General features: G+C 39.2%; 24 protein-coding genes and 1 pseudogene. 8 read left to right on the top strand and 17 right to left on the bottom strand.

The features are described 5' to 3' along the window. Window positions 1-13: 13 nt before the first annotated feature. From sigF to LBYS11_RS05905, 9 genes are all read right to left on the bottom strand, one after another. Window positions 14-757: an RNA polymerase sporulation sigma factor SigF gene (gene sigF, locus LBYS11_RS05945; RefSeq protein WP_004232183.1), complete on the bottom strand. Its 744-nt coding sequence runs from the start codon at window positions 755-757 to the stop codon at window positions 14-16. Window positions 758-815: 58 nt separating this feature from the next. Next, window positions 816-1,256, bottom strand: a complete 441-nt coding sequence (gene spoIIAB / locus LBYS11_RS05940; protein WP_048391296.1) for an anti-sigma F factor — start codon at window positions 1,254-1,256, stop codon at window positions 816-818. Then, window positions 1,249-1,602 (bottom strand): anti-sigma F factor antagonist, encoded by a 354-nt coding sequence (gene spoIIAA, locus LBYS11_RS05935; protein WP_004232181.1) that lies wholly within the window; start codon window positions 1,600-1,602, stop codon window positions 1,249-1,251. The genes spoIIAB and spoIIAA overlap by 8 nt, the downstream gene beginning before the upstream one ends. A 239-nt stretch (window positions 1,603-1,841) precedes the next feature. Further along, entirely contained in the window at window positions 1,842-3,092 is a 1,251-nt protein-coding gene (locus LBYS11_RS05930) for a thymidine phosphorylase (RefSeq protein WP_066036602.1), read from the bottom strand. A gap of 13 nt (window positions 3,093-3,105) precedes the next feature. Continuing rightward, window positions 3,106-4,287, bottom strand: coding sequence for a phosphopentomutase (gene deoB / locus LBYS11_RS05925; protein WP_103117640.1), 1,182 nt, complete (start codon window positions 4,285-4,287; stop codon window positions 3,106-3,108). Between the two features lie 98 nt (window positions 4,288-4,385). Next, the gene (gene xerD / locus LBYS11_RS05920) at window positions 4,386-5,288 is read right to left on the bottom strand and encodes a site-specific tyrosine recombinase XerD (RefSeq protein ID WP_054550601.1); all 903 of its coding nucleotides are present in this window, start codon (window positions 5,286-5,288) and stop codon (window positions 4,386-4,388) included. A gap of 175 nt (window positions 5,289-5,463) precedes the next feature. Beyond that, window positions 5,464-5,928, bottom strand: a complete 465-nt coding sequence (locus tag LBYS11_RS05915; RefSeq protein WP_004232171.1) for a ferric iron uptake transcriptional regulator — start codon at window positions 5,926-5,928, stop codon at window positions 5,464-5,466. A 122-nt stretch (window positions 5,929-6,050) separates the two neighbouring features. Next, window positions 6,051-6,563 carry a hypothetical protein gene (locus LBYS11_RS05910; protein ID WP_004232169.1) on the bottom strand — a complete coding sequence of 171 codons (513 nt, stop codon included), beginning with the start codon at window positions 6,561-6,563 and terminating at the stop codon, window positions 6,051-6,053. 53 nt (window positions 6,564-6,616) lie between these two features. Beyond that, a complete protein-coding gene (locus LBYS11_RS05905) occupies window positions 6,617-7,174 on the bottom strand; it encodes an NUDIX domain-containing protein (RefSeq protein WP_103117639.1) in 558 nt (185 codons plus the stop codon). 76 nt (window positions 7,175-7,250) lie between these two features. Here LBYS11_RS05905 and LBYS11_RS05900 point away from each other — a divergent pair, with 76 nt between their 5' ends. Together LBYS11_RS05900 and LBYS11_RS05895 are read left to right on the top strand one after the other, a co-directional pair. Further along, window positions 7,251-8,150: an aldo/keto reductase gene (locus tag LBYS11_RS05900; RefSeq protein ID WP_103117638.1), complete on the top strand. Its 900-nt coding sequence runs from the start codon at window positions 7,251-7,253 to the stop codon at window positions 8,148-8,150. Then, entirely contained in the window at window positions 8,147-8,626 is a 480-nt protein-coding gene (locus LBYS11_RS05895) for a VanZ family protein (RefSeq protein WP_066036598.1), read from the top strand. The genes LBYS11_RS05900 and LBYS11_RS05895 overlap by 4 nt, the downstream gene beginning before the upstream one ends. Window positions 8,627-8,641: 15 nt before the next feature. Here the strand turns inward: LBYS11_RS05895 and LBYS11_RS05890 are convergent, their stop codons facing one another. From LBYS11_RS05890 to LBYS11_RS05880, 3 genes are all read right to left on the bottom strand, one after another. Continuing rightward, window positions 8,642-9,148: a GNAT family N-acetyltransferase gene (locus LBYS11_RS05890; protein WP_103117637.1), complete on the bottom strand. Its 507-nt coding sequence runs from the start codon at window positions 9,146-9,148 to the stop codon at window positions 8,642-8,644. A gap of 177 nt (window positions 9,149-9,325) precedes the next feature. Beyond that, window positions 9,326-9,592, bottom strand: coding sequence for a YqkE family protein (locus LBYS11_RS05885; RefSeq protein ID WP_036080173.1), 267 nt, complete (start codon window positions 9,590-9,592; stop codon window positions 9,326-9,328). 25 nt (window positions 9,593-9,617) lie between these two features. Further along, entirely contained in the window at window positions 9,618-10,802 is a 1,185-nt protein-coding gene (locus LBYS11_RS05880; protein ID WP_199768299.1) for an acetyl-CoA C-acetyltransferase, read from the bottom strand. A 207-nt stretch (window positions 10,803-11,009) separates the two neighbouring features. On the opposite strand from LBYS11_RS05880, the gene LBYS11_RS05875 reads away from it, so the two are divergent. Continuing rightward, on the top strand, window positions 11,010-11,981 hold the full coding sequence (locus LBYS11_RS05875) for an alpha/beta hydrolase (protein WP_036080551.1): 972 nt from the start codon (window positions 11,010-11,012) through the stop codon (window positions 11,979-11,981). 48 nt (window positions 11,982-12,029) lie between these two features. On the opposite strand, the gene LBYS11_RS05870 is transcribed toward LBYS11_RS05875, so the two are convergent. From LBYS11_RS05870 to sirA, 3 genes are all read right to left on the bottom strand, one after another. Further along, window positions 12,030-12,533: an S-ribosylhomocysteine lyase gene (locus tag LBYS11_RS05870; RefSeq protein ID WP_048391314.1), complete on the bottom strand. Its 504-nt coding sequence runs from the start codon at window positions 12,531-12,533 to the stop codon at window positions 12,030-12,032. 110 nt (window positions 12,534-12,643) lie between these two features. Beyond that, window positions 12,644-12,862, bottom strand: coding sequence for a YneF family protein (locus LBYS11_RS05865; RefSeq protein WP_004232154.1), 219 nt, complete (start codon window positions 12,860-12,862; stop codon window positions 12,644-12,646). A 98-nt stretch (window positions 12,863-12,960) separates the two neighbouring features. Then, the gene (gene sirA / locus LBYS11_RS05860; protein ID WP_004232148.1) at window positions 12,961-13,386 is read right to left on the bottom strand and encodes a sporulation inhibitor of replication protein SirA; all 426 of its coding nucleotides are present in this window, start codon (window positions 13,384-13,386) and stop codon (window positions 12,961-12,963) included. 338 nt (window positions 13,387-13,724) lie between these two features. Here sirA and LBYS11_RS05855 point away from each other — a divergent pair. The 5 genes and pseudogenes from LBYS11_RS05855 to LBYS11_RS05835 all read left to right on the top strand — a co-directional run bounded on the left by LBYS11_RS05855 (window position 13,725) and on the right by LBYS11_RS05835 (window position 17,174). Then, a pseudogene (locus LBYS11_RS05855) lies at window positions 13,725-14,080 on the top strand (ABC transporter permease). Window positions 14,081-14,095: 15 nt separating this feature from the next. Further along, complete coding sequence (locus LBYS11_RS05850; RefSeq protein ID WP_103117636.1) at window positions 14,096-14,734, top strand: PspA/IM30 family protein; 639 nt, start codon at window positions 14,096-14,098, stop codon at window positions 14,732-14,734. 112 nt (window positions 14,735-14,846) lie between these two features. Continuing rightward, the gene (liaF, locus tag LBYS11_RS05845; protein ID WP_066036595.1) at window positions 14,847-15,530 is read left to right on the top strand and encodes a cell wall-active antibiotics response protein LiaF; all 684 of its coding nucleotides are present in this window, start codon (window positions 14,847-14,849) and stop codon (window positions 15,528-15,530) included. Beyond that, window positions 15,527-16,567, top strand: a complete 1,041-nt coding sequence (locus tag LBYS11_RS05840; protein ID WP_103117635.1) for a sensor histidine kinase — start codon at window positions 15,527-15,529, stop codon at window positions 16,565-16,567. Before liaF ends, LBYS11_RS05840 begins: the two co-directional genes overlap by 4 nt. Beyond that, window positions 16,542-17,174 (top strand): response regulator transcription factor, encoded by a 633-nt coding sequence (locus LBYS11_RS05835; protein WP_009370700.1) that lies wholly within the window; start codon window positions 16,542-16,544, stop codon window positions 17,172-17,174. The genes LBYS11_RS05840 and LBYS11_RS05835 overlap by 26 nt, the downstream gene beginning before the upstream one ends. A gap of 45 nt (window positions 17,175-17,219) precedes the next feature. On the opposite strand, the gene LBYS11_RS05830 is transcribed toward LBYS11_RS05835, so the two are convergent. Then, window positions 17,220-17,867 (bottom strand): HAD family hydrolase, encoded by a 648-nt coding sequence (locus LBYS11_RS05830; RefSeq protein WP_048391316.1) that lies wholly within the window; start codon window positions 17,865-17,867, stop codon window positions 17,220-17,222. Between the two features lie 110 nt (window positions 17,868-17,977). Then, window positions 17,978-19,972: a transketolase gene (gene tkt, locus LBYS11_RS05825; protein WP_103117634.1), complete on the bottom strand. Its 1,995-nt coding sequence runs from the start codon at window positions 19,970-19,972 to the stop codon at window positions 17,978-17,980. Window positions 19,973-20,047 lie beyond the last annotated feature (75 nt).

Here is a 20,047-nt window from a genome sequence, read left to right as displayed (position 1 = left end):
TGTCACCATTTTCTTAGATGTCTTTTTTTATTACTTCCTGCTCCACTGTTGCACTAGTTGCCATCCAACTTTTCAGCTGGGCAAGGATTTTTTTCTCTAATCGGGAAACCTGTACCTGCGATATACCTAATCTATTTGCAATTTCAGTTTGCGTGCAATCTGAAAAATAGCGAAGATATATGATAGACTGCTCTCTTGGCTCAAGTCTCGTTAGTACTTCTTTTAATGGGATGTAATCAAATGGTTGCTCCGATTTTTCATCCTTCATTTGATCCATTAGTGTAATGGAATCACCCTCACTCTCATACAATTGCTCATGAAGAGAGGCAGGGTCTCTCAATGCATCGGATGCTGTAACAATTTCCTCTGTTGTCACACCAAGCACCTGAGCAAGCTCTTGAATGGTTGGTGGATGTTCGTTCTTTTTAATAAATTCATCTGTAGCATGACGGATTTTAAAATTGAGCTCACGAATAGAGCGGCTCACCTTCACCATACCATCATCCCTTAAAAAGCGCTGAATTTCTCCAATGATCATCGGTACAGCATAGGTTGAAAATTTCACATCATAGGTTAAATCAAATTTATCCACAGATTTCATGAGCCCTATGCAGCCAATCTGGAATAAATCCTCAAGCTCAACACCTCTCGTTGTAAAACGTTGAACAATGGACCACACAAGTCTCGTATTGCCTTCTACCATTCGTTTACGAGCCTCATGATCGCCCTGCTGTGCGCGTGCAATTAAATCACGCATTTCCTCCTGAGACAATAGCTTATCGGACGACTGTTCTAACGGCTTCACGGATTTAACCTCACATTACCGCTGTGCGAACTGTGTAAAATTTCTTCGTGAATGTTACAGTTGTTCCTTCTTGCCATTTTGATATAACTGTCAGCTGATCTGAGAAGCTATCCATAATCGTGAAGCCCATACCCGAACGCTCCATCATACTTTTTGTTGTAAATAATGGTTCCATCGCTCGACTAACGTCTTCAATTCCTATCCCTTTATCCATGACAGATACTGTCACAATATCATCCTCACGTTTAGCATGAACTGTCACAACACCCTTACCATCTTCTTCATAGCCATGAATAATAGCATTGGAAACTGCTTCTGAGACAACTGTTTTAAATTCTGATAGCTCATCAATAGTTGGATCTAATTGAGCAATAAAGCCTGTAACAGCTACACGCGCTAAAGCTTCATTTTCACTAATTGCCAAAAAAGTTAATGTCATTTCGTTATCCATTTACAATCCCCCTTACGCGATCAATCGCTTGTTCCTCTGTTGCATCCATCATCCACGGTCCTAAACCTGAAAATTGAAATACTTTTCGCATTGTTGGCGATGGATTCAATAATATAGTTCGCCCAGCAACTGCCTCTAACTCACGCATACGACCAAGCACTAATCCAACTCCCGAACTATCCATGAAAGATAGTCCTTCCAAGTTCCAAATGATGGTCGTCACAGTGCCTTGAAAAATTGCTGCAGAAATTTTCGCTCGAATTTGTTCAACGGCATGATGATCGAGCTCCCCAAACAAACGTATAACGACTGTCTCTCTTGTGACCATTTCTAATTGATAATGCATGAACATCGCCTCCTCCTCGTGCAATTCCACATTCAATAGGTTGAATCCTTGTGGCTGACAGAACTAGTGCAAAGTCTTCCGAAATAGTGTCTAATCGACATACTTATAGCTTTTTAGGTTATGTGCAGTATGGGATAAATCTACAATTTCTAAACGCTATCGAGCTCTAAATTTTGGCGATTCATCGAACGCACAAAAAAGCGAGAACCCTCATAAGTGAGGGCTCTCGCTAAAAATCTTTATGCAATTGTATAAGCTTGCTGAATTTTATTAATTGTCTCTTCGTCAATTGGCTGATTTGAATACAAATAAGCAATCGTATCGCCATTATTAACATGATCACCTTTTTTGGCGATTAGCTGAATTCCTGCATCATAATCAAGCTTTGATTCCTTCGTTAAACGTCCAGCGCCTAGACTAACACTTGCTTCTCCAACTAATAAAGCATTAATCGTCTCCACCGTGCCCTCTGAAACCGCTGTCACTGCTACTTTATGAGCTGTGTCATTTTGAACGATATCAGAGACTACTCCTCCTTGCGCCACAATAAACTCCTCGAATTTTGCAGCTGCAGAGCCATCTGCTAGCACTCGCTTAACAGCAGCTGTCGCTTCCGATTCATTCACACCTGCCGCAATTTGGTACATCAAGGAAGAGATGACAACACATTCATCAACCAAATCTTCATGCGTTTCTTCCATACGTCCACTTAATAGGGCATAAGCCTCCACTACCTCAAGCTTATTACCAATCATTTTCCCTAAAGGATTATCCATATCACTGATGTGTGCGATGACTTTACGGCCAAGTTTTTCTCCAATAGCCGTCATTGTATCTGCTAAACGCTGTGCTTCTTCCTGCGTCTTCATAAACGCACCTGAGCCACATTTTACATCGAGGACTATACCATCGGCACCACTTGCAATTTTTTTACTCATAATCGACGCTGCGATTAATGGAATAGAATCGACAGTACCTGTCACATCACGTAATGCATATAATTTTTTGTCGGCTGGTACTAGATTACCTGTTTGTCCAGCAACGGCAATTTTATGCTGATTGACATTATCAATGAACTCCTGTGATGAAAGCTCTGTTTTAAAGCCCTGAATGGATTCAAGTTTATCAATTGTCCCCCCAGTAATCCCTAAGCCTTTACCACTAAATTTCGCAACAGGAATTCCTAGAGCAGCAATAATTGGCGTAACCACAAGTGTAACCTTGTCACCAACCCCTCCAGTTGAGTGTTTATCAATTTTAAAGCCTTCAATAGATGTTAAATCAATGACATCGCCTGATTCGATCATTGCCTTTGTTAAATAAAATGTCTCATCATCAGACATGCCTAGTAAACGTATCGCCATTAATAAAGAACTTGCTTGATAATCTGGGATAGAGCCTGTCGTATAGCCTTCAACAAAATACTGAATTTCAGCTTGAGAAAGCTCTAATCCTTGTTTTTTCTTTTCAAACAATTGAACCATATTCATACAAAAAACCCCCTTATTTCAAATCATGTAAGAAACTTTTACCGAATGGCGGTGCTTCTACATGAAAGTTTTCTGCAACTGTTGCTGCAATATCTGCAAAGGTTTCACGAAGCGCAAGTTCCGCACCACCTTTAAAACGTGGTGAATAGACAATGAGTGGTACATATTCGCGTGTATGATCTGTCCCTGGGAAGGTTGGATCATTGCCGTGATCTGCTGTAATAATTAATAGATCGTCTTCTGACATTACCTCTAGAATTTCTGGTAGACGTGCATCAAATTCTTGTAATGCCTGTCCATAGCCTAGAGGATCACGTCGATGGCCGAAATTGGCATCAAAGTCGACTAAATTTAAGAAGCTTAGACCACGGAAGTCACGACGTACAACTTCTGCAAATTGATCCATACCATCCATATTATTTTTTGTACGTACAGCATCTGTCACACCTTCACCATTGAAAATATCTGAGATTTTTCCAATTGCAATCACATCAAACCCCGCGTCCTTCAAAACATTCATTGTTGTACGACCAAATGGCTTTAACGCATAATCATGACGATTGGATGTACGAGTAAAGTTTCCAGGCGTACCCACAAATGGTCGTGCGATGACGCGACCTACTAAATATTCAGGCTGTAATGTTAATTCACGAGCAATTTCGCAAATTTTATATAACTCTTCTAGTGGAATGATTTCTTCATGAGCAGCAATTTGTAAAACAGGATCGGCTGATGTATAGACAATAATCGCACCTGTTTCCATATGCTCCTTCCCAAAATCTTCAATTACTTGTGTACCACTTGCTGGCTGATTGCATAGCACTTTCCGACCTGTACGTTTCTCTAGCTCATCAATTAGCTCTGCTGGAAACCCATCTGGATACACTTTAAATGGTTTATCAATATTTAACCCCATGATTTCCCAATGGCCAGTCATCGTATCTTTACCAACTGATGCTTCTTGCATTTTACCGTAGTATGCTTTAGGGTCAGTAGTTGCATGCATTCCATGCAATGGTTCAATATTCGCTAAACCAAATGACTCCATTACTGGCATTGTAAGCCCATTCATTTTTTCAGCGATATGTCCTAGTGTATGTGCGCCAACATCCCCAAATTTAGCAGCGTCTGGCGCTTCACCAATACCTACGGAATCCATGACAACAACATGGATTTTGTTAAAAGGTTTATTCATAATGGTTGCCTCCTAATCTCATGACTCTATTTTACCAAAAAAATGCGAAAAATAAAGGTCAGACATCCGACTGAAACATAATTTTTTCCTATTATCTTTTAAGCACGTGGATGGAATTGCTTATAGACCTCAGATAATCTTGTTTTGCTAATATGTGTATAAATCTGGGTAGTAGAAATATCTGCATGACCAAGCATCTCCTGCACCGCTCGTAAATCGGCTCCATTTTCAACCAAATGAGTGGCAAAGGAATGACGCAATGTATGTGGTGTTAATTCATGTTGGATGCCTGCCTTTAACGCATGCTCCTTCATTAATTTCCAACAACCCTGCCTTGTTAAACGTTTCCCTCTTTGATTAATAAAAAACGCATCTGTTTTGGGGTACTTTCCCTGTAATTGACTACGAGCACCATTTAAATAGGCATTTATTGCCGAAAGTGCGCTTTTGCCGAGTGGAATGATTCGCTCCTTGCCACCCTTCCCAAATACACGTACAAAGCCCATGGTTAAATGAATATCAGCTAAATCCAGTGCAATAAGTTCACTGATGCGCATACCAGACCCATATAGTAACTCCAGCATGGCAAGATCACGTATACCTTGTGGCTTACTTTTATTTGGAGCTGTTAGTAAAGCCTCAATCTCTTGGATAGATAAAATATTAGGCAACTTTTGCTCAATTGTCGGCATCTCCAAATGGACTGTCGGATCAGTTTCTGCGCGCTTTTCTCGTAGTAAAAATTGATGGAAACTTCGAATCGATGAAATATGACGGGCAATGGTACGACTTGTCTTTCCCTGTGCCCGCAATTGCTCTAAATGGCGTAATATAGTTGTCCGTTCTACCACACTAAAATCAGACATACCTTCTGCTTCCTTTAAAAAATGTACATAGCTTTCTAAATCTCGGCGATAGGATGCTAATGTATTAACAGATAACTGCCTTTCCACCTGAATAAAATGGATATAGTCCTCTACTGCATATTGAAATTCATTCATCACAACGCCCCCTCACTGTCAATTATTCTCTATTTTAGCATGGCCTTAAGAAATGTGCTAAAGGACCCTCCATTCGACATAAACCACCAACCCTAATGGTGTCTATACTTCAATAAAAAAAACAAAAAACTGCCCGATTCAATCTATACCAAAGATTAAAACAGACAGTTTTTCGTTATTTTTCTTCATTCGATTCGTCGTTTTTATCATGACAGCGCCAGCATATGCCGTGGAAAGTTAGTCGGTGATCTTTTATGATAAAGTTCCAACGTTTTTCAACAACGGCTTCCACATCTTCAAGTAAATCTTCTTGAATTTCATCAACAGCACCACATTCGATACAAACTAGATGATGGTGGAAATGGGCAGCTCCCTCTTGGCGTAAATCATAGCGCGATACGCCATCGCCAAAGTTGATTTTGTCGACAATTTTGAGCTCAGTTAATAATTCTAACGTTCTATAAACAGTAGCTAGACCAATCTCAGGTGCTTTTTCTTTTACTAAAAGATAAACATCTTCAGCACTTAGGTGGTCCTCTTCGTGCTCAAGCAAAACAGCAACTGTCGCTTCTCGCTGCGGCGTCAGCTTGTAACTAGCACTATGCAACTGTTTTTTTATACGATCAATTCGGCTCTCCATGTGACGCCCCCCTAAACTCTTTCCATTATACCAAAGGAGTAAATCCTATTACAAGATAGTGAATAGATTTCTAACATGCTTCTACTTTTTTATCTGATCACAATTTTGGTCTATTCAATCCATCATTTTAACACATAAGAAATAACAATAAACTCAGCAACTATTATGATGAAAAATGCGATAAAATTCAACAAAATTGTCCGACCAGATACTTGTTTCCCGATTTTTCGCTTTGACCAAGCGGGTACAAGTAAATTGCATAGGACTAGCAACAATATACAATAGATGAGCTGAAATGGAAACCACCAAATCGTATAAAGCCAAAAAGCTTCAAGTTTTTGTAATAAAAAAACCGAACTAAAGCCAAAAAAAGTGGCACGCATGGCTACAGTCACACGCACTAACACCTTTAAGACGCTATGTGTTGCTAGTAATAATATAAGACCTATGGAAATAGCAACAGGCAGTACTAAACGAAAAATGGATTGCCTGTCCCCATCTGCTAAACGAGGCTCTATAAATAATATAAAGGGTTCCGCTTTCGGTCCACCAATAATATGAAAGAAAATAACGCCACAAACAAAACTTACTGCAATGATGGAAGCGTGATAAAAAATAGACACCGTACGAGACATAAACATGCTCCTTTTCTATCAAGGTTTGTACAGCTTATGCTCGTCCGTCTCTATTATGCTAAAAGATTATTTTCTAAATTTGCAGCTAGCCATAGCACTGCGAATGCTGTTTTAGCATCATATATACGCTGGTCAGCCACCATTACTTGTGCTTCTTCCAACGAAACTTCTAATAGTTCGACAAATTCATCCTCATCTAAATCTGCTTTATTGTCTATTGTATATAATCCCCTCGCCACAAACAAATGAAGAACTTCATCCGCAAAGCCTGGTGATGTTGCAAATGTTTGTAAAAAAGTAAGTTGATGCGCGCCATAACCTGTTTCTTCCTCTAATTCTCGACGTGCTGTTATCACTGGCTCCTCACCTGGCTCTAGCTTTCCAGCGGGAATTTCAATAATAGAACGCTCCAGCGCTTTGCGGTATTGTTCTACTAACACTAGTTTACCCTCGTCCGTAACAGCAATCACCGCTACGGCACCTGGATGCTTAATGATTTCACGTTTTGCAACCTGTCCATTTGGTAAAGTGACATCATCAATTTGTAGTTTTATTATTCTTCCGTCATAGATCGGTGTCGTTTTCGTTGTTTTTTCCTCAAACTTTTTCATTGACGATAACCTCGCTTGTTCTTCAGATATGTTCATTGTACCATTACAAGTAGAGAAATCGAAGGAGGTCATTCGTATGAAAAAAAGACAGCTTGGTACAAGTGAATTGTTTATTTCAGAGATTAGTTTAGGAGGCATGTCTCTTTCGACAGATAAAACACAAGCAGCTGCCATTGTCGATATGGCATTAGATGCTGGCATTAACTATATAGATACAGCTGATTTATATGATTATGGTGCAAATGAAGAGATTATTGGCGCAACGTTAGGTAAGCGTCGTCATGATGTCATCCTAGCAACAAAGGTAGGTAATCGGTGGGCAGAAGGGGTAGATGGCTGGCATTGGGATGCATCACCATCCTATATAAAAGAAGCTGTCCATGCTAGCTTACGACGTTTAGGAACAGACTACATTGATGTATATCAATTACACGGTGGCACAATCGAAGATGATTGGGACGGGATAATTAACACATTTGAAGGACTTAAAAAAGAAGGGCTCATTCGTGAATATGGTATATCCTCCATTCGTCCTAATGTATTGCAGCGATTTTTACCTGCAAGCTCGGCTAGAAGCGTCATGATGCAATACAGTGCCCTCGATCGCCGCCCTGAAGAATGGTTTAACTTTATTGCGAAACAGGATGCTTCTGTTGTAACACGTGGCACAGTGGCAAAGGGCTTATTAACAAATAGCTGGCAACAACGTCTTCAACATGTTAATTGTTTAAACACCTATACTGCTGAGGAGTTAACAACAACGTTAACAGACTTAGCTTTACACTATGATAACTTGCATGCTTTGGCTATCGCTTTTAATCTAAAAGAGCCGACAATCGCTTCTACGGTCATTGGCGCAAGCTCTCAACAACAACTAGCACAAACGCTTGCTTCCTACGAGAAAATTAATTCAATAACAGATTTCAAGGTAGCTAATGAGCTAACAAAAAATGAGTACTATCAAGAACATCGATGAAAAAATGGCTAATTTTACTCATTTGTCTAGTTGTGCTAGTAATCTCCTCTAGTATGACCTATGAGCAACAGAGTATACTACCAGAATTAGAAGATTTGCTCGCCAATAAACCTTTTGAAAAACAACTATCTATTTTAAAAATTCCCTATTGGGGAACCATCGTTTCAGTGGAAGAGCGAGGTTATTTTCCATTTGTAGAGTTTTTAATTCGTAAATTGACACACTTCATGGGATTTGGATGCATCGCACTTGGCCTTTACTTCGCCTGGGGAAAAAGACGTTTTGCAGCAAGTATTGCTATCGGTGGAACGGCTACAATCGCGGTGCTTGATGAATTTCGTCAAAGCTTTACGCCAGGTCGTACAATGAGTGCTCAAGATGTGCTTGTCGATACAGCTGGAGCCATTGTTTTTGTTAGTCTCGTTGTTGCACTAAGAAAAATACTCAAAAATAAAAGACAAAAGGCTCAATTATAGCCTTTTGTCTTTTATTTAAAGGTGGAACCGCCAAAAATAGAGGGACTTCGTTTCTTTAAACAAGACAGCCCCTGCTTTTTCCAAAACTCGATGGGAAGCCATATTTTCTTTTTCCGTGTCAGCGATAACGTATTTTGCATTTGGCTGATGGAGTAACCAGTCTTTTAGAGCTATGATTGATTCTGTCATATAGCCCTGCCCCATATAAGGAGGCAAAGTATAATACCCGATCACCACTTCCCCTTGCTCATTTGGCGTACCTTTTAGCATTATGCCACCAACAGCACAATTTTTTTCTTTTAATACAAGTAACCAATTCGTATGCCATAGATAATTTGGCTCATCTTCTAATACTTTGCAAAGTCTAAAATACAGCGCTTGTTTAAGCTCGCAATCTAAACTCCCTACACCTTTACTTAATGACAACTCCGCCGCCATTTGCTCCTCATGCTCTATTAGTAAATTAAGATACTTAGCATTTAAAGGAATTAATCTTATTCTTTTCGTTTGTAATTCTACCATGTTGGTCTCCTAACATAATTTAATTGATACTAAACTACAATTAGGTATATGTTATTGGCAGCGTCTCCCGTTCCATTAATTTCAAAAATCTCTCCTTATATATCGACCACAACCATATAAAAGTTATGCTGTAAATATAAAACAGCGAACCCACCTATGTGAATTCACTGTTCTCTCTTAATATTTAGTACCTTTATCGCCGTATTCGTTTAAAAGTTCTTCAAACGATTTGTTTTTTTCTCGTTGTTTACGTTCAAAAGCTAATTTTGCCTGACGCTCTTCTTCTGCCGCCTGCTCTTTAGCAGTTAAATCTTGCTTCGCTGCTTTTAATTTTGCTAGCACATCGCCACCTAGCTGATCTGCTAATGTAACGGCCTCTTGCTTAGGTAGGCTAGCTGTTACGCTATTGTCAGTATGTTGTTGCTGTTTTCGTTTCTTTCCCATTTCTATATTCACCTTCTTATTGACATCAAGGGCGCTTCACAACTGTTGCTACGCCTTGTCCACCACCGATACATAATGTGGCTAAGCCCGTTTTCACATCACGCTTTTCCATCTCATGTAATAGCGTTACCAAAATCCGAGCACCACTTGCACCGATTGGGTGACCAAGAGCAATAGCACCCCCGTTAACATTTAGTTTATCATGATTAAAGCTTAATTCACGATCTACAGCAATTGATTGTGCTGCAAATGCTTCATTTGCTTCAATTAAATCGATATCGTTTAAAGTAATCTCAGCCTTTGTCAGCGCTTTTTGTACTGCTTTTACAGGACCTGTACCCATAATTGCAGGATCTACACCAGCACTAGCATTCGCTGTAATGATCGCAATTGGTTGAATGCCTAGCTCTTGTGCTTTTTCCTTTGACATCACCACTACCGCTGCCGCACCATCATTAATTCCAGACGCGTTCGCTGCTGTGACAGAGCCATCCATTTTAAATGCTGGTCGTAGCTTACCTAATGATTCTGCTGTCACACCTGCTCGTGGAAATTCATCTTTATTGAAAAGCAGTGGCTCTCCCTTGCGCTGTGGAATCTCAACAGCAACGATTTCATTTTCAAACTTGCCCGCTGCAATTGCTGCCTCTGCGCGTTGCTGAGAACGAGCTGCAAAAGCATCCTGCTCTTCTCGAGAAATTTGATACATATCACATAAATTTTCAGCTGTAATGCCCATATGATAATCGTTAAAAGCACACCATAGGCCATCTTGTATCATTGTATCTACTACCTTTTGGTCGCCCATTCGGAAGCCTTCTCGTGCATTTTTTAAGACATATGGAGCCTGGCTCATATTTTCAAATCCACCTGCAACAACAATCTCTGCATCTCCCGCTAAAATCGCCTGTGTTGCTAAATGAACAGCCTTTAAACCTGATCCACATACTTTATTAATTGTTAAAGCTGATACCTCTTGAGGTAACCCCGCTTTAATTGCCGCTTGACGCGCTGGATTTTGTCCAAGTCCTGCCGATAAAACATTCCCCATAATGACCTCATCGACCTGTTCTCCTGCTACGCCAGCACGCACTAATGCCTCTTTAATGACAATGCTACCTAACGTTGTCGCTGGTACGTCTTTTAATGTCCCCTGAAATGAGCCGATTGCTGTACGCACCGCACTCACGATTACTACCTCGTTTGTCATAATCATTCTCCCCTTTTCCCCGTTCAAGAATCAACACTGCATGCATATGCTACTAGCAGATATGTATATTTTAACAAATATTTTGACGATTTTCGATAATAGAAATAATCGCAGTTTTGCCAAAGATATTGTAAAATGTTGACGTGTTTTAAACAATCTTAGTTGGGAACATTACAAATAAGAAACAGCATGTGGAGGTGTTTTATGATGAAAAAGAAGATGCTTTTATTCTCTGGTATTACAACAACGCTAGCCGCCGCTGCAACAGGTCTGTTCGGCTTCGCGCTTTCCAATAAATTAATGTATATCCAACAAAAAGACCCTGAATTTATACGGGAACGAGAAACGACCGCAAAGCGCTTTGATGAGGCTTGGTACAATAAAAACTTGAAATGTGAACTGAATATTGATTCTCCAAATGGCTATACAATTCGAGGCATTATGTTTCAGCCATTGCAAACAAATAACACGATCATCATTTGCCACGGTGTTACCGAAAATAAAATAAATTCCGTGAAATATGCTCGCCTTTTTGAAAGACTTGGTTATAATTCCGTTATATTTGACCACCGCCGCCATGGTGAATCTGGAGGCAAGACAACAAGCTATGGCTACTATGAGAAAAACGATCTTGATGCCGTGGTGAAAACAGTAAAAGCCATGATTGGAGAGGATGCTATACTTGGCATTCACGGTGAATCGATGGGTGCTGCAACCATGCTCCTCTATGCAGGAACAGTCGAGGATGGCGCTGATTTTTATATCTCAGATTGCGCGTTCTCGGACTTTTCTATGTTACTCAAACAAATTGCGAAAACTGAATTTAAATATGGCTCCATTATTCCTATTCGTTTTGCTGACTTTTTTGTTCGTCTTAGAGATGGTTACTCATTTAAAAGTGTAACACCTGCCGAAGCCGTCACACATATTGAAAAACCTGTGCTCTTTATCCATAGTATTCCAGATACGTTTATTCCAGCTTCCATGTCACTCGATCTCTACAATAAAAAAACCGGTCCAAAAAAATTAAAACTTTTTGATACGGGGGCACATGCACAATCCTTTAATGAAAATATGGATGAATATGAGGATTTAATTCATGATTTTTTAGACAATTTTATTTATCAAAAAATCAATCGGGATTCTTCTTCTTCGAATGTCATTCCATTCCATTTTTAGGGCAATGAAAAACCTTGCGTCATTTTACTCGCAAGGTTTTTATTTTATTTAATCTTCAAAAATAATATGCCATTCATCACGTTTCGCTAAAAACTCTTTCGCTAATGCTTGGGCCCCTTCTAAACTATGGCTAGCAGCCCAGCCACATTGCACTTCATTGCAGGCAGGCACTGCGGTTGCCTTTGTCACATCTGTAAATGTGTTCTCTAAAATAGCTAATAAATCCTCATAATCATTATGATTGATCAAGGACACATAGAAGCCTGTTTGACAACCCATTGGACTGAAATCAACAATATGATCAGAGTAATTACGGATAATGTCAGCAGATAAATGCTCTAAAGAATGTAATGCAGGCATTTCCATATGCTCCTTATTTGGCTGTTTAAAGCGAATATCGTATTTATATACCTCATCGCCATTTTTGCCCGTTTTCACACCTGCTAAACGAACATAAGGTGCCTTCACTTTTGTATGATCTAAATCAAAACTTTCTACATTTGTTTTTTCTTTTTGCAATATACACAACTCCCTTCCGTATAGTAACTCCATTATACATAGTTTCCCGATAGAGTTGTATGATTTTCAAGAATTATTTAAATACTATTAAAAATAAAAAAACAACTAGTTAAGCTTGAACTAGTTGCTCGGAACATTCCAAATTACTTCTGGAATTTATTCATTTGCGCCATCATTTGACGTACTTGCTTTTCAGACGGCGTACGACCCATTTGCGCCATCATCATACGAATCATTTGCTCATTAATAGGTGGGTTTTCTTTCAAATATTTCATCATAGCTTGACGAGCGAAATAGAAACCAAGTGCTGCGCCCGCTGCTAATGCGATAATTACGATAATAATCCAGCCCCATGTAGGCATACAACCAACCTCCTCCACTACAATATACCGAGAAAAACTCTCCACGCTCCATTATACACCAAATAATAGCGTGTTACTATATATTGTAGTGAATTTTCCTAGTGCATTGTATACTTCATCGGCTTTAACCACCCACACTCATTATCCTGTTTATTAAAAGCAATAAAACGTTCACTCATTTTAGCAAGCATTTGAAATAAATCTAAATCTAGCATTCGCGAACCTTCGCAATAAACACAAATTTTACGATCTACTAAATAAATAGCCATTTTACCTTTAATCGGATGTTCTAAAAACAAAGCATTACGAGCTCTTTCTAGGTGTGCATATTTGGAATCAAGTTGATGCTCTAACATGGCTGCAATCTCCTCAAAACGAACGGATTCACATATATATGCAAGCTCTTTTAAGGATTTCTCATTGGCATCTTCACAACCTTGCATCATCTCTAACAACTTACGCTCTCTGCCAAAAATAAACGTTAAATGCTCTTCTTTTATCTTATATATAGAATAGGTTCTCACCAGAAATCCTCCTTCGCTCAGTTTCTTTTTCATAAGTATAGCTCATTCAATCTTGTTTATTTGTCAAACGAAGGAGGGATCTCTCTTCTATTTTTGTCGAAAAAATTCTAGTTTCGGGTCTATAAATGACTTTATGACAAATGGTACTTTCAACCAAAAATAATTAATATTTTTCCAAAAACAAGCAAAAAGCTTGTTAAACATGGCCAAAAACCTTCTATTATGGCTGCCTAGATGAATCTCAGCCTCAAGACCTAGTTCAAAATCAATTTCGAGTCCGTTTTAGACAATCTTGTAAATAGGTAACATAAAGGTACAAACGAAAGGAGCTAAAACAAATGAAAAAATTTCTTTTATTAACTGGAGGCGTCATTGCAGCATGTGTTGCACTAGCGTTAATTGGACCACTGGCGGGGTTACTATTCTCTGGATTATTTGTAGCACTGGGCATGCACTTCTACATTGCTAGTAAGTCATCTTTTGGTAAAATTTTCTGGTTTACAGTTGGTCTAATCGGTGTCCTATCAGCAGTGTCTAACATTCCAGCAATGGTAGGTCTTGCTGCCATCGCCATTATCTATGTTATCTATAAAAAATGGAATGGCGAAGATGTAAAAATCCCTACAATTGAAGAAAAAAAGAAGAAGATCCGTTTACAAACTTTGAAAAAGAATGGTCAAATTTAACAAAATAAAAGGAGCGATTTTAAATGAACTTATTTCAACGTTTTAGATATACAGTAGAGGCAGACTTACACCAATTATTTGATAAGAAGGAACAAAAAAATCCGATTGCGATGTTAAATCAATACATTCGTGAAGCAGAAAAACAAACAGAACAAACAGGCAAATTATTAGAGCGACAAGGGCAATTAAAAGAAAAGCTAGAACAAGAATATAAAGAAAACGCTGATTTACTAGCGAAACGTGAATCTCAATTAGCATTAGCAAAATCTGGCGGAGAGCAGGACTTAATTGATTTCGCTACGGATGAAGTAACAGCTTATTCAGCTCGTAACCTTACATTAAAAGCTAGCATTGAAGCAAGTACTCGTGAATACTTCGAGCTCGAGCGTAAATTTGAAACAATGAAGCATAAAATTAAAGATATGAAAGTACGTCAATTACAGCTGATGGGGAAAGAAAATGTAACTCGCGCCCATCATCAAATGGATGGAATGATTGCCAAAAATAATAAAACAAACTTTGAAGATTTAGAAGCATATATCGATAAATTAGCTTATCAAATCGATAAAGACCATGAGCTTACAACTTTTGAGGCAAGACTGGCAGAATTAGAAAAAAAAGCAGTAGAAGAAAGCTCACCACTGCTAATTGAAAATAAATAACATGGTATAATGAAAGCAATGCGCCAACATTAAAAGGCGCATTCTTTCACGTTTAAGAATAGAGGGTCCCATTCCCTCTCTTATACTATTAGTAGAAGGAAGGGTGACCCTCATGCAAAATTTCACAACAAATAAGCTCACATTTTGGGTTCTTTGCTTCTTTTTACTCGTCTTTGTGGAGCTAACTATATTTAATAATGGTGGTGCCTTCTGTTTATTGATTGGGGCTGTACTTCTTTATTTAAGTTTTTCCAAAAAAGTTCGATTTTTTAAATGGACAGGAATTTTCTTTATTGCCATTGCTTTGTTCACGATGTGGAGCTTACGTTTATTTATCGTCATCATGCTCTTATATATGCTCTATCAATACTTGCAAAGAGAAAACGAGCCAAAAGTAGTTGGTGCAGAGCTTTTTGAAAAACTCCCTGCGATTAAAAATGACTTAATTGGTACAATGCCAGCGCCTATAGAAGCTTATAAATGGCAAGATGTACAAATTCAGCGCCTCGCTGGAGATATTACCATCGATACAACGCAAACGATTTTACCAGCTGGCACTAGTCTTATTACAATTCGACAAGGTATTGGTAAAGTTCAAATTTATATTCCTTATGAAATTCCATTCCGTTTACAGTATACGACGTTATTTGGTGAGCTCTCCTGCTTACATGTAGGGCCGCAACGTATAGTAAATGAAAGTATTACTTTCTCAGACGGCAACCCTGAGGATGCTAAACGTGTACTAATTATTCATGTCGCAACCTGGCTTGGAGATTTGGAGGTGCTACGAAAATGATAGCCTTTATCTCAAGATTATTTACATTACTTTTTATTTTAATGAGTGCTGTTTTCGGTCTTCTTGTTGCACTATGGGGAAATCCTGATGAAAAAACATGGGAGCCCTTATGGCAGCAGAATTACGATAATATCCCTCTAGGTGGCATCATCATAGTTAGCCTGTTTATACTTAGCTTCCTGTTTGCCAGCTGGATCAGTATGACTGCAAGGGCACGAGAAGCGCAGGCAACACGAATAGTGAAACAACTGATCGAGCCTGATTTTGTTTTTCCTAAAAAACAAGCTCTTCCGAAATCGTTAAAAAAGGCACTTGTCCAAACGAGTGAATTAATTGATACGCAACGTAAAAGTTTACAGCGTTTGTCCAATGAACGGGCTGAGGCCAATGATAAAATTATTCAGGAGCGTATTATTGCTGAACGCCAACGACTAGCTAGAGAACTCCATGATTCTGTGTCACAGCAACTATTTGCTGCCTCTATGTTACTATCTGCATTAACTGAAAATGACGAACATGCTACTAGCTTAAAACAGGTGGAGAAAATCGTTCAGCAGGCTCAGCTAGAAATGCGTGCATTACTGCTACACTTACGGCCTGTAGCTTTACACAATAAAACATTGGCACAAGGCTTAGAGGAATTGATTATTGAACTTCAGCAAAAAGTTTATTTCCATATAGAATATGAATTAGAAGAAATGGCCTTAACTAAAGCAGAGGAAGATCATTTATTTCGTATTGCACAGGAGGCACTCTCCAATACGCTGCGTCATGCCAAAGCAAGTGAGGTGGAATTACTTCTTGTGGCACGAGACGACTTAGCTATTTTACGAATTCAAGATAATGGTTTAGGCTTTGATGTGGAGGAAGATAAATCCACATCATACGGTTTACAAAATATAGCTGAACGAGCAGTTGAAATTGGCTGCACCTATAAAATTGTATCAGTGCCTGGTGAAGGAACAATTGTAGAGGTTAAAATTCCTTTACAAAAAGAGGAGGTCAATGTCGATGATACAAGTGCTCATAGTGGATGATCATGAAATGGTACGGATTGGTGTGTCAGCCTATCTTTCAGCACAGCCAGATATTACGGTTGTAGGTGAGGCTGAGAACGGTAAAGAAGCTGTGGAACGTGCCCTAGCGCTAAGGCCTGATATTATTTTAATGGATAATGTGATGCCTGTTATGACAGGAGCAGAGGCAACAGTGGAAATATTAGCAGCATGGCCTGAGGCAAAAATCATGATGGTGACTAGTTTTTTAGATGATGATAAAGTATATCCTGCCTTAGAGGCTGGCGCGGTAAGCTATATTTTAAAAACATCTAATGCCAAACAAATTGCAGATGCTATTCGAAAAACGATGGGTGGCGAAACGGTATTAGAGCCAGAGGTCACTTCCAAAATGATGCACCGCATGCGCCACGGCAATAGTACGCCACTATACGAACAATTGACTGAACGTGAAATGGAAGTATTATTGCTAATGGCCCAGGGTAAAGCCAATCAGGAAATCGCTGATGAGCTATATATTGCCTTGAAAACGGTAAAAACACATGTTAGTAATATTTTAGCAAAGCTAGAAGTTCAAGATCGTACTCAAGCCGTCGTCTACGCCTTCCAAAACGGACTTGCTAAATAATCCTACATAAAAAAACTGCATGCTGACATGCAGTTTTTCGTGTTTTTAGAGGTATTTTAGGAGATCATTTACATGGTCCACAATATATGTAGGCTCTTCATTTTTTAATTCTTCTAGCGACCCAAAACCATATGTCACACCGATGGCATCGATTTGATTTTCACGAGCGCCGATTAAATCATATTTTCGATCCCCAATCATAATAAATTGCTCTTTTGGATAGGAATCAAGTTGTTGAAGTACCTCTGCAATAATCTCACCTTTGGCAGAACGTGAACCATCTAAGTGACTTCCTACGACAAGATCGAAATAGGACTCTAGCTGAAAATACTTTATGATTTGTTCCGCAAAGACAGTTGGTTTTGAGGTGGCAATAGTTAGTATATATCCTTGTTGCTTTAAATGAGCTAACAATGCTGGAATATCTTCATATAATTTATTTTCAAACATTCCCCTTTCCGTAAATCGTTCTCGGTAATCTCTAATTGCTCGCGTTATTTGTGTATCATTGAATCCATAGATTTCTTGAAAAGATACTTGTAATGGTGGTCCAATGAATGGTTCGAGTTCATCCAAATCATTCACCATGACGCCCGCCTTCTGTAAAGCATGTTGGACTGATTTAGTGATTCCTATTTTGGGATCAGATAACGTTCCATCTAGGTCAAATAACACAACGCTATAGTTCTTCATTCGCTCACCCTTTTTATGGAGTTTTTACATGACTATGTTTGCCGCTAAAAAAAGTACCACAACACTCAGTTGATGTTTAAATCGCTGAGTATTGTGGTATTTGTTGTAAATTATAGTGCTTTCACTTTTGCTACTACGTTTTCAACAGTGAAGCCGTATTTTTCCATTACTAATTCGCCTGGAGCAGATGCACCGAACTTATCAATTGCTAGAACATCGCCTTCAAAGCCAGTATATTTATGCCAGCCGAATGATGCCCCCATTTCAATTGCAAGACGTTTTGTAACAGCTTTTGGTAGAACAGATTCTTTGTAAGCTGCGTCTTGTTTTTCGAAGCGATCCATAGATGGCATAGAAACAACTGCTACATCTATTCCGTCTGCTTTTAATGCTTTTTGTGCTTCGACAGCAAGCGAAACCTCAGAGCCTGTTGCAATTAAAATAGCATCTGCTACTTCTTTTGTAGCTGGAGACACTGTGTAAGCACCCTTTGCTACGCCCTCACGTACTGTTTCAATAGAAGCGTCAAGAACAGGTAAGTTTTGACGAGATAATACAAGAACAGTTGGTGTTTTTTCTGCTGCTACTGCAAGCTCCCACGCAACTGCTGATTCATTTGCATCCGCAGGGCGAATAACAGATAGGTTTGGCATTGCACGTAATGATGCAAGGTGTTCGATTGGTTCATGTGTTGGACCATCTTCCCCTACTGCAATCGAATCATGTGTGAATACATATGTTACAGGAAGACCCATTAATGCAGATAGACGAATTGCTGGACGAACGTAATCAGAGAATACGAAGAATGTACCACCGAATACATTTAAACCACCGTGAAGAGCCATTCCGTTCATAGCAGCACCCATTGCAAATTCACGAACACCAAACCAGATGTTACGTCCAGCATAGTCGTCTGCTGAGAAATCTCCTGCACCCTTCATCGTTGTTTTATTGGAGCCAGCAAGGTCAGCTGAACCACCAAAGAATGAAGGTGTTTTCTTCGCAATAGCATTAATTGCATCGCCTGAAGAAGAACGAGTTGCTACAGATTTACCAGCTTCATATACAGGTAACTCAGAAGCAAAGTCTTCTGGTAATTCACCATTCATCGCTTTCTCGAATTGAGCTGCTAACGCTGGGAATTCTTCTTTGTATGCAGCAAATTTTGCATTCCAAGCTTCCTCTGGTTGTGCGCCTTGCACTTCAGCAGCCGCATTAAATGTATCGTAAACTTCTGCAGGAATTTGGAATGGTTCATGTGCCCACTCATAGGCTGCCTTCGTTAAGACAACTTCATCTGTACCAAGTGGTGCACCGTGAGAATCTGCTTTACCAGATTTATTTGGAGAACCAAAACCAATCACTGTTTTCACTTCAATTAATGTTGGCTTGCCAGTAGATTTTTTGGCTTCTTCAATGGCTGCATTAATAGCATCTACATCTGTACCATCTGCCACTTTTAAATAATTCCAACCATAAGATTCAAAGCGTTTTTGAACGTTTTCTGAAAATGACTTTTCTAAGTCACCATCTAAAGAAATATCATTAGAATCGTAAAGTACGATTAATTTTTCAAGTTTTAAGTGACCAGCTAATGAAATCGCCTCTGCTGCAACACCTTCCATTAAATCACCATCGCCACATAACGCAAATGTGTAGTGGTCAACAATGTCATGACCTGGTTTATTGTAAGTAGCGGCTAAATGGCGCTCAGCCATTGCCATACCAACAGTCATAGCGATTCCTTGTCCAAGAGGACCAGTTGTTGCCTCTACCCCTACTGTATGACCATATTCAGGATGTCCTGGTGTTAATGAATCCCATTGGCGGAAGTTTTGAATTTCTTCCATTGGTAAACCATAGCCTCCAAGGTGGAGTAAGCTGTATAAAAGCATTGAGCCATGACCTGCTGATAGTACAAAACGATCACGGTTAAACCATTTTGGATTTGCTGGATTATGGCGTAATTGTTTTGTCCAAAGCGTATAAGCCATTGGTGCTGCTCCCATTGGTAAACCTGGGTGACCAGAATTTGCTTTTTCAATAGCATCGATTGACAAAGTTCGGATAGCATTAATAGCTAAAAGATCCGCGTGTTGAGTCATTATATTGTGACATCCTTTCTCGTCCTATATATTGTTCTTTTACAGTTTAGTCAACATTGCTTTAGAAAACAATGC

Origin of the sequence: Lysinibacillus sp. YS11 (assembly GCF_002896375.1) — a bacterium.
GTDB classification, from domain to species: domain Bacteria; phylum Bacillota; class Bacilli; order Bacillales_A; family Planococcaceae; genus Lysinibacillus; species Lysinibacillus capsici.
This window is presented reverse-complemented; position numbering and strand designations above follow the sequence as displayed.

Excerpts from the sequence above, each read along its gene's own strand:
- LBYS11_RS05885 (WP_036080173.1), bottom strand. The coding sequence starts at position 9,592 with ATGGGAAAGAAACGAAAACAGCAACAACATACTGACAATAGCGTAACA.
- tkt (WP_103117634.1), bottom strand. The coding sequence starts at position 19,972 with ATGACTCAACACGCGGATCTTTTAGCTATTAATGCTATCCGAACTTTG.
- LBYS11_RS05850 (WP_103117636.1), top strand. The coding sequence starts at position 14,096 with ATGAACTTATTTCAACGTTTTAGATATACAGTAGAGGCAGACTTACAC.
- LBYS11_RS05930 (WP_066036602.1), bottom strand. The coding sequence starts at position 3,092 with ATGAATATGGTTCAATTGTTTGAAAAGAAAAAACAAGGATTAGAGCTT.
- LBYS11_RS05915 (WP_004232171.1), bottom strand. The coding sequence starts at position 5,928 with ATGGAGAGCCGAATTGATCGTATAAAAAAACAGTTGCATAGTGCTAGT.
- LBYS11_RS05865 (WP_004232154.1), bottom strand. The coding sequence starts at position 12,862 with ATGCCTACATGGGGCTGGATTATTATCGTAATTATCGCATTAGCAGCG.
- LBYS11_RS05875 (WP_036080551.1), top strand. The coding sequence starts at position 11,010 with ATGAAAAAGAAGATGCTTTTATTCTCTGGTATTACAACAACGCTAGCC.
- LBYS11_RS05835 (WP_009370700.1), top strand. The coding sequence starts at position 16,542 with ATGATACAAGTGCTCATAGTGGATGATCATGAAATGGTACGGATTGGT.
- LBYS11_RS05830 (WP_048391316.1), bottom strand. The coding sequence starts at position 17,867 with ATGAAGAACTATAGCGTTGTGTTATTTGACCTAGATGGAACGTTATCT.
- deoB (WP_103117640.1), bottom strand. The coding sequence starts at position 4,287 with ATGAATAAACCTTTTAACAAAATCCATGTTGTTGTCATGGATTCCGTA.
- LBYS11_RS05890 (WP_103117637.1), bottom strand. The coding sequence starts at position 9,148 with ATGGTAGAATTACAAACGAAAAGAATAAGATTAATTCCTTTAAATGCT.
- spoIIAB (WP_048391296.1), bottom strand. The coding sequence starts at position 1,256 with ATGGATAACGAAATGACATTAACTTTTTTGGCAATTAGTGAAAATGAA.
- LBYS11_RS05910 (WP_004232169.1), bottom strand. The coding sequence starts at position 6,563 with ATGTCTCGTACGGTGTCTATTTTTTATCACGCTTCCATCATTGCAGTA.
- liaF (WP_066036595.1), top strand. The coding sequence starts at position 14,847 with ATGCAAAATTTCACAACAAATAAGCTCACATTTTGGGTTCTTTGCTTC.
- sigF (WP_004232183.1), bottom strand. The coding sequence starts at position 757 with ATGCGTGATTTAATTGCACGCGCACAGCAGGGCGATCATGAGGCTCGT.
- LBYS11_RS05880 (WP_199768299.1), bottom strand. The coding sequence starts at position 10,802 with ATGACAAACGAGGTAGTAATCGTGAGTGCGGTGCGTACAGCAATCGGC.
- LBYS11_RS05905 (WP_103117639.1), bottom strand. The coding sequence starts at position 7,174 with ATGAAAAAGTTTGAGGAAAAAACAACGAAAACGACACCGATCTATGAC.
- LBYS11_RS05900 (WP_103117638.1), top strand. The coding sequence starts at position 7,251 with ATGAAAAAAAGACAGCTTGGTACAAGTGAATTGTTTATTTCAGAGATT.
- LBYS11_RS05895 (WP_066036598.1), top strand. The coding sequence starts at position 8,147 with ATGAAAAAATGGCTAATTTTACTCATTTGTCTAGTTGTGCTAGTAATC.
- spoIIAA (WP_004232181.1), bottom strand. The coding sequence starts at position 1,602 with ATGCATTATCAATTAGAAATGGTCACAAGAGAGACAGTCGTTATACGT.
- LBYS11_RS05840 (WP_103117635.1), top strand. The coding sequence starts at position 15,527 with ATGATAGCCTTTATCTCAAGATTATTTACATTACTTTTTATTTTAATG.
- xerD (WP_054550601.1), bottom strand. The coding sequence starts at position 5,288 with ATGAATGAATTTCAATATGCAGTAGAGGACTATATCCATTTTATTCAG.
- LBYS11_RS05870 (WP_048391314.1), bottom strand. The coding sequence starts at position 12,533 with ATGGAGTTACTATACGGAAGGGAGTTGTGTATATTGCAAAAAGAAAAA.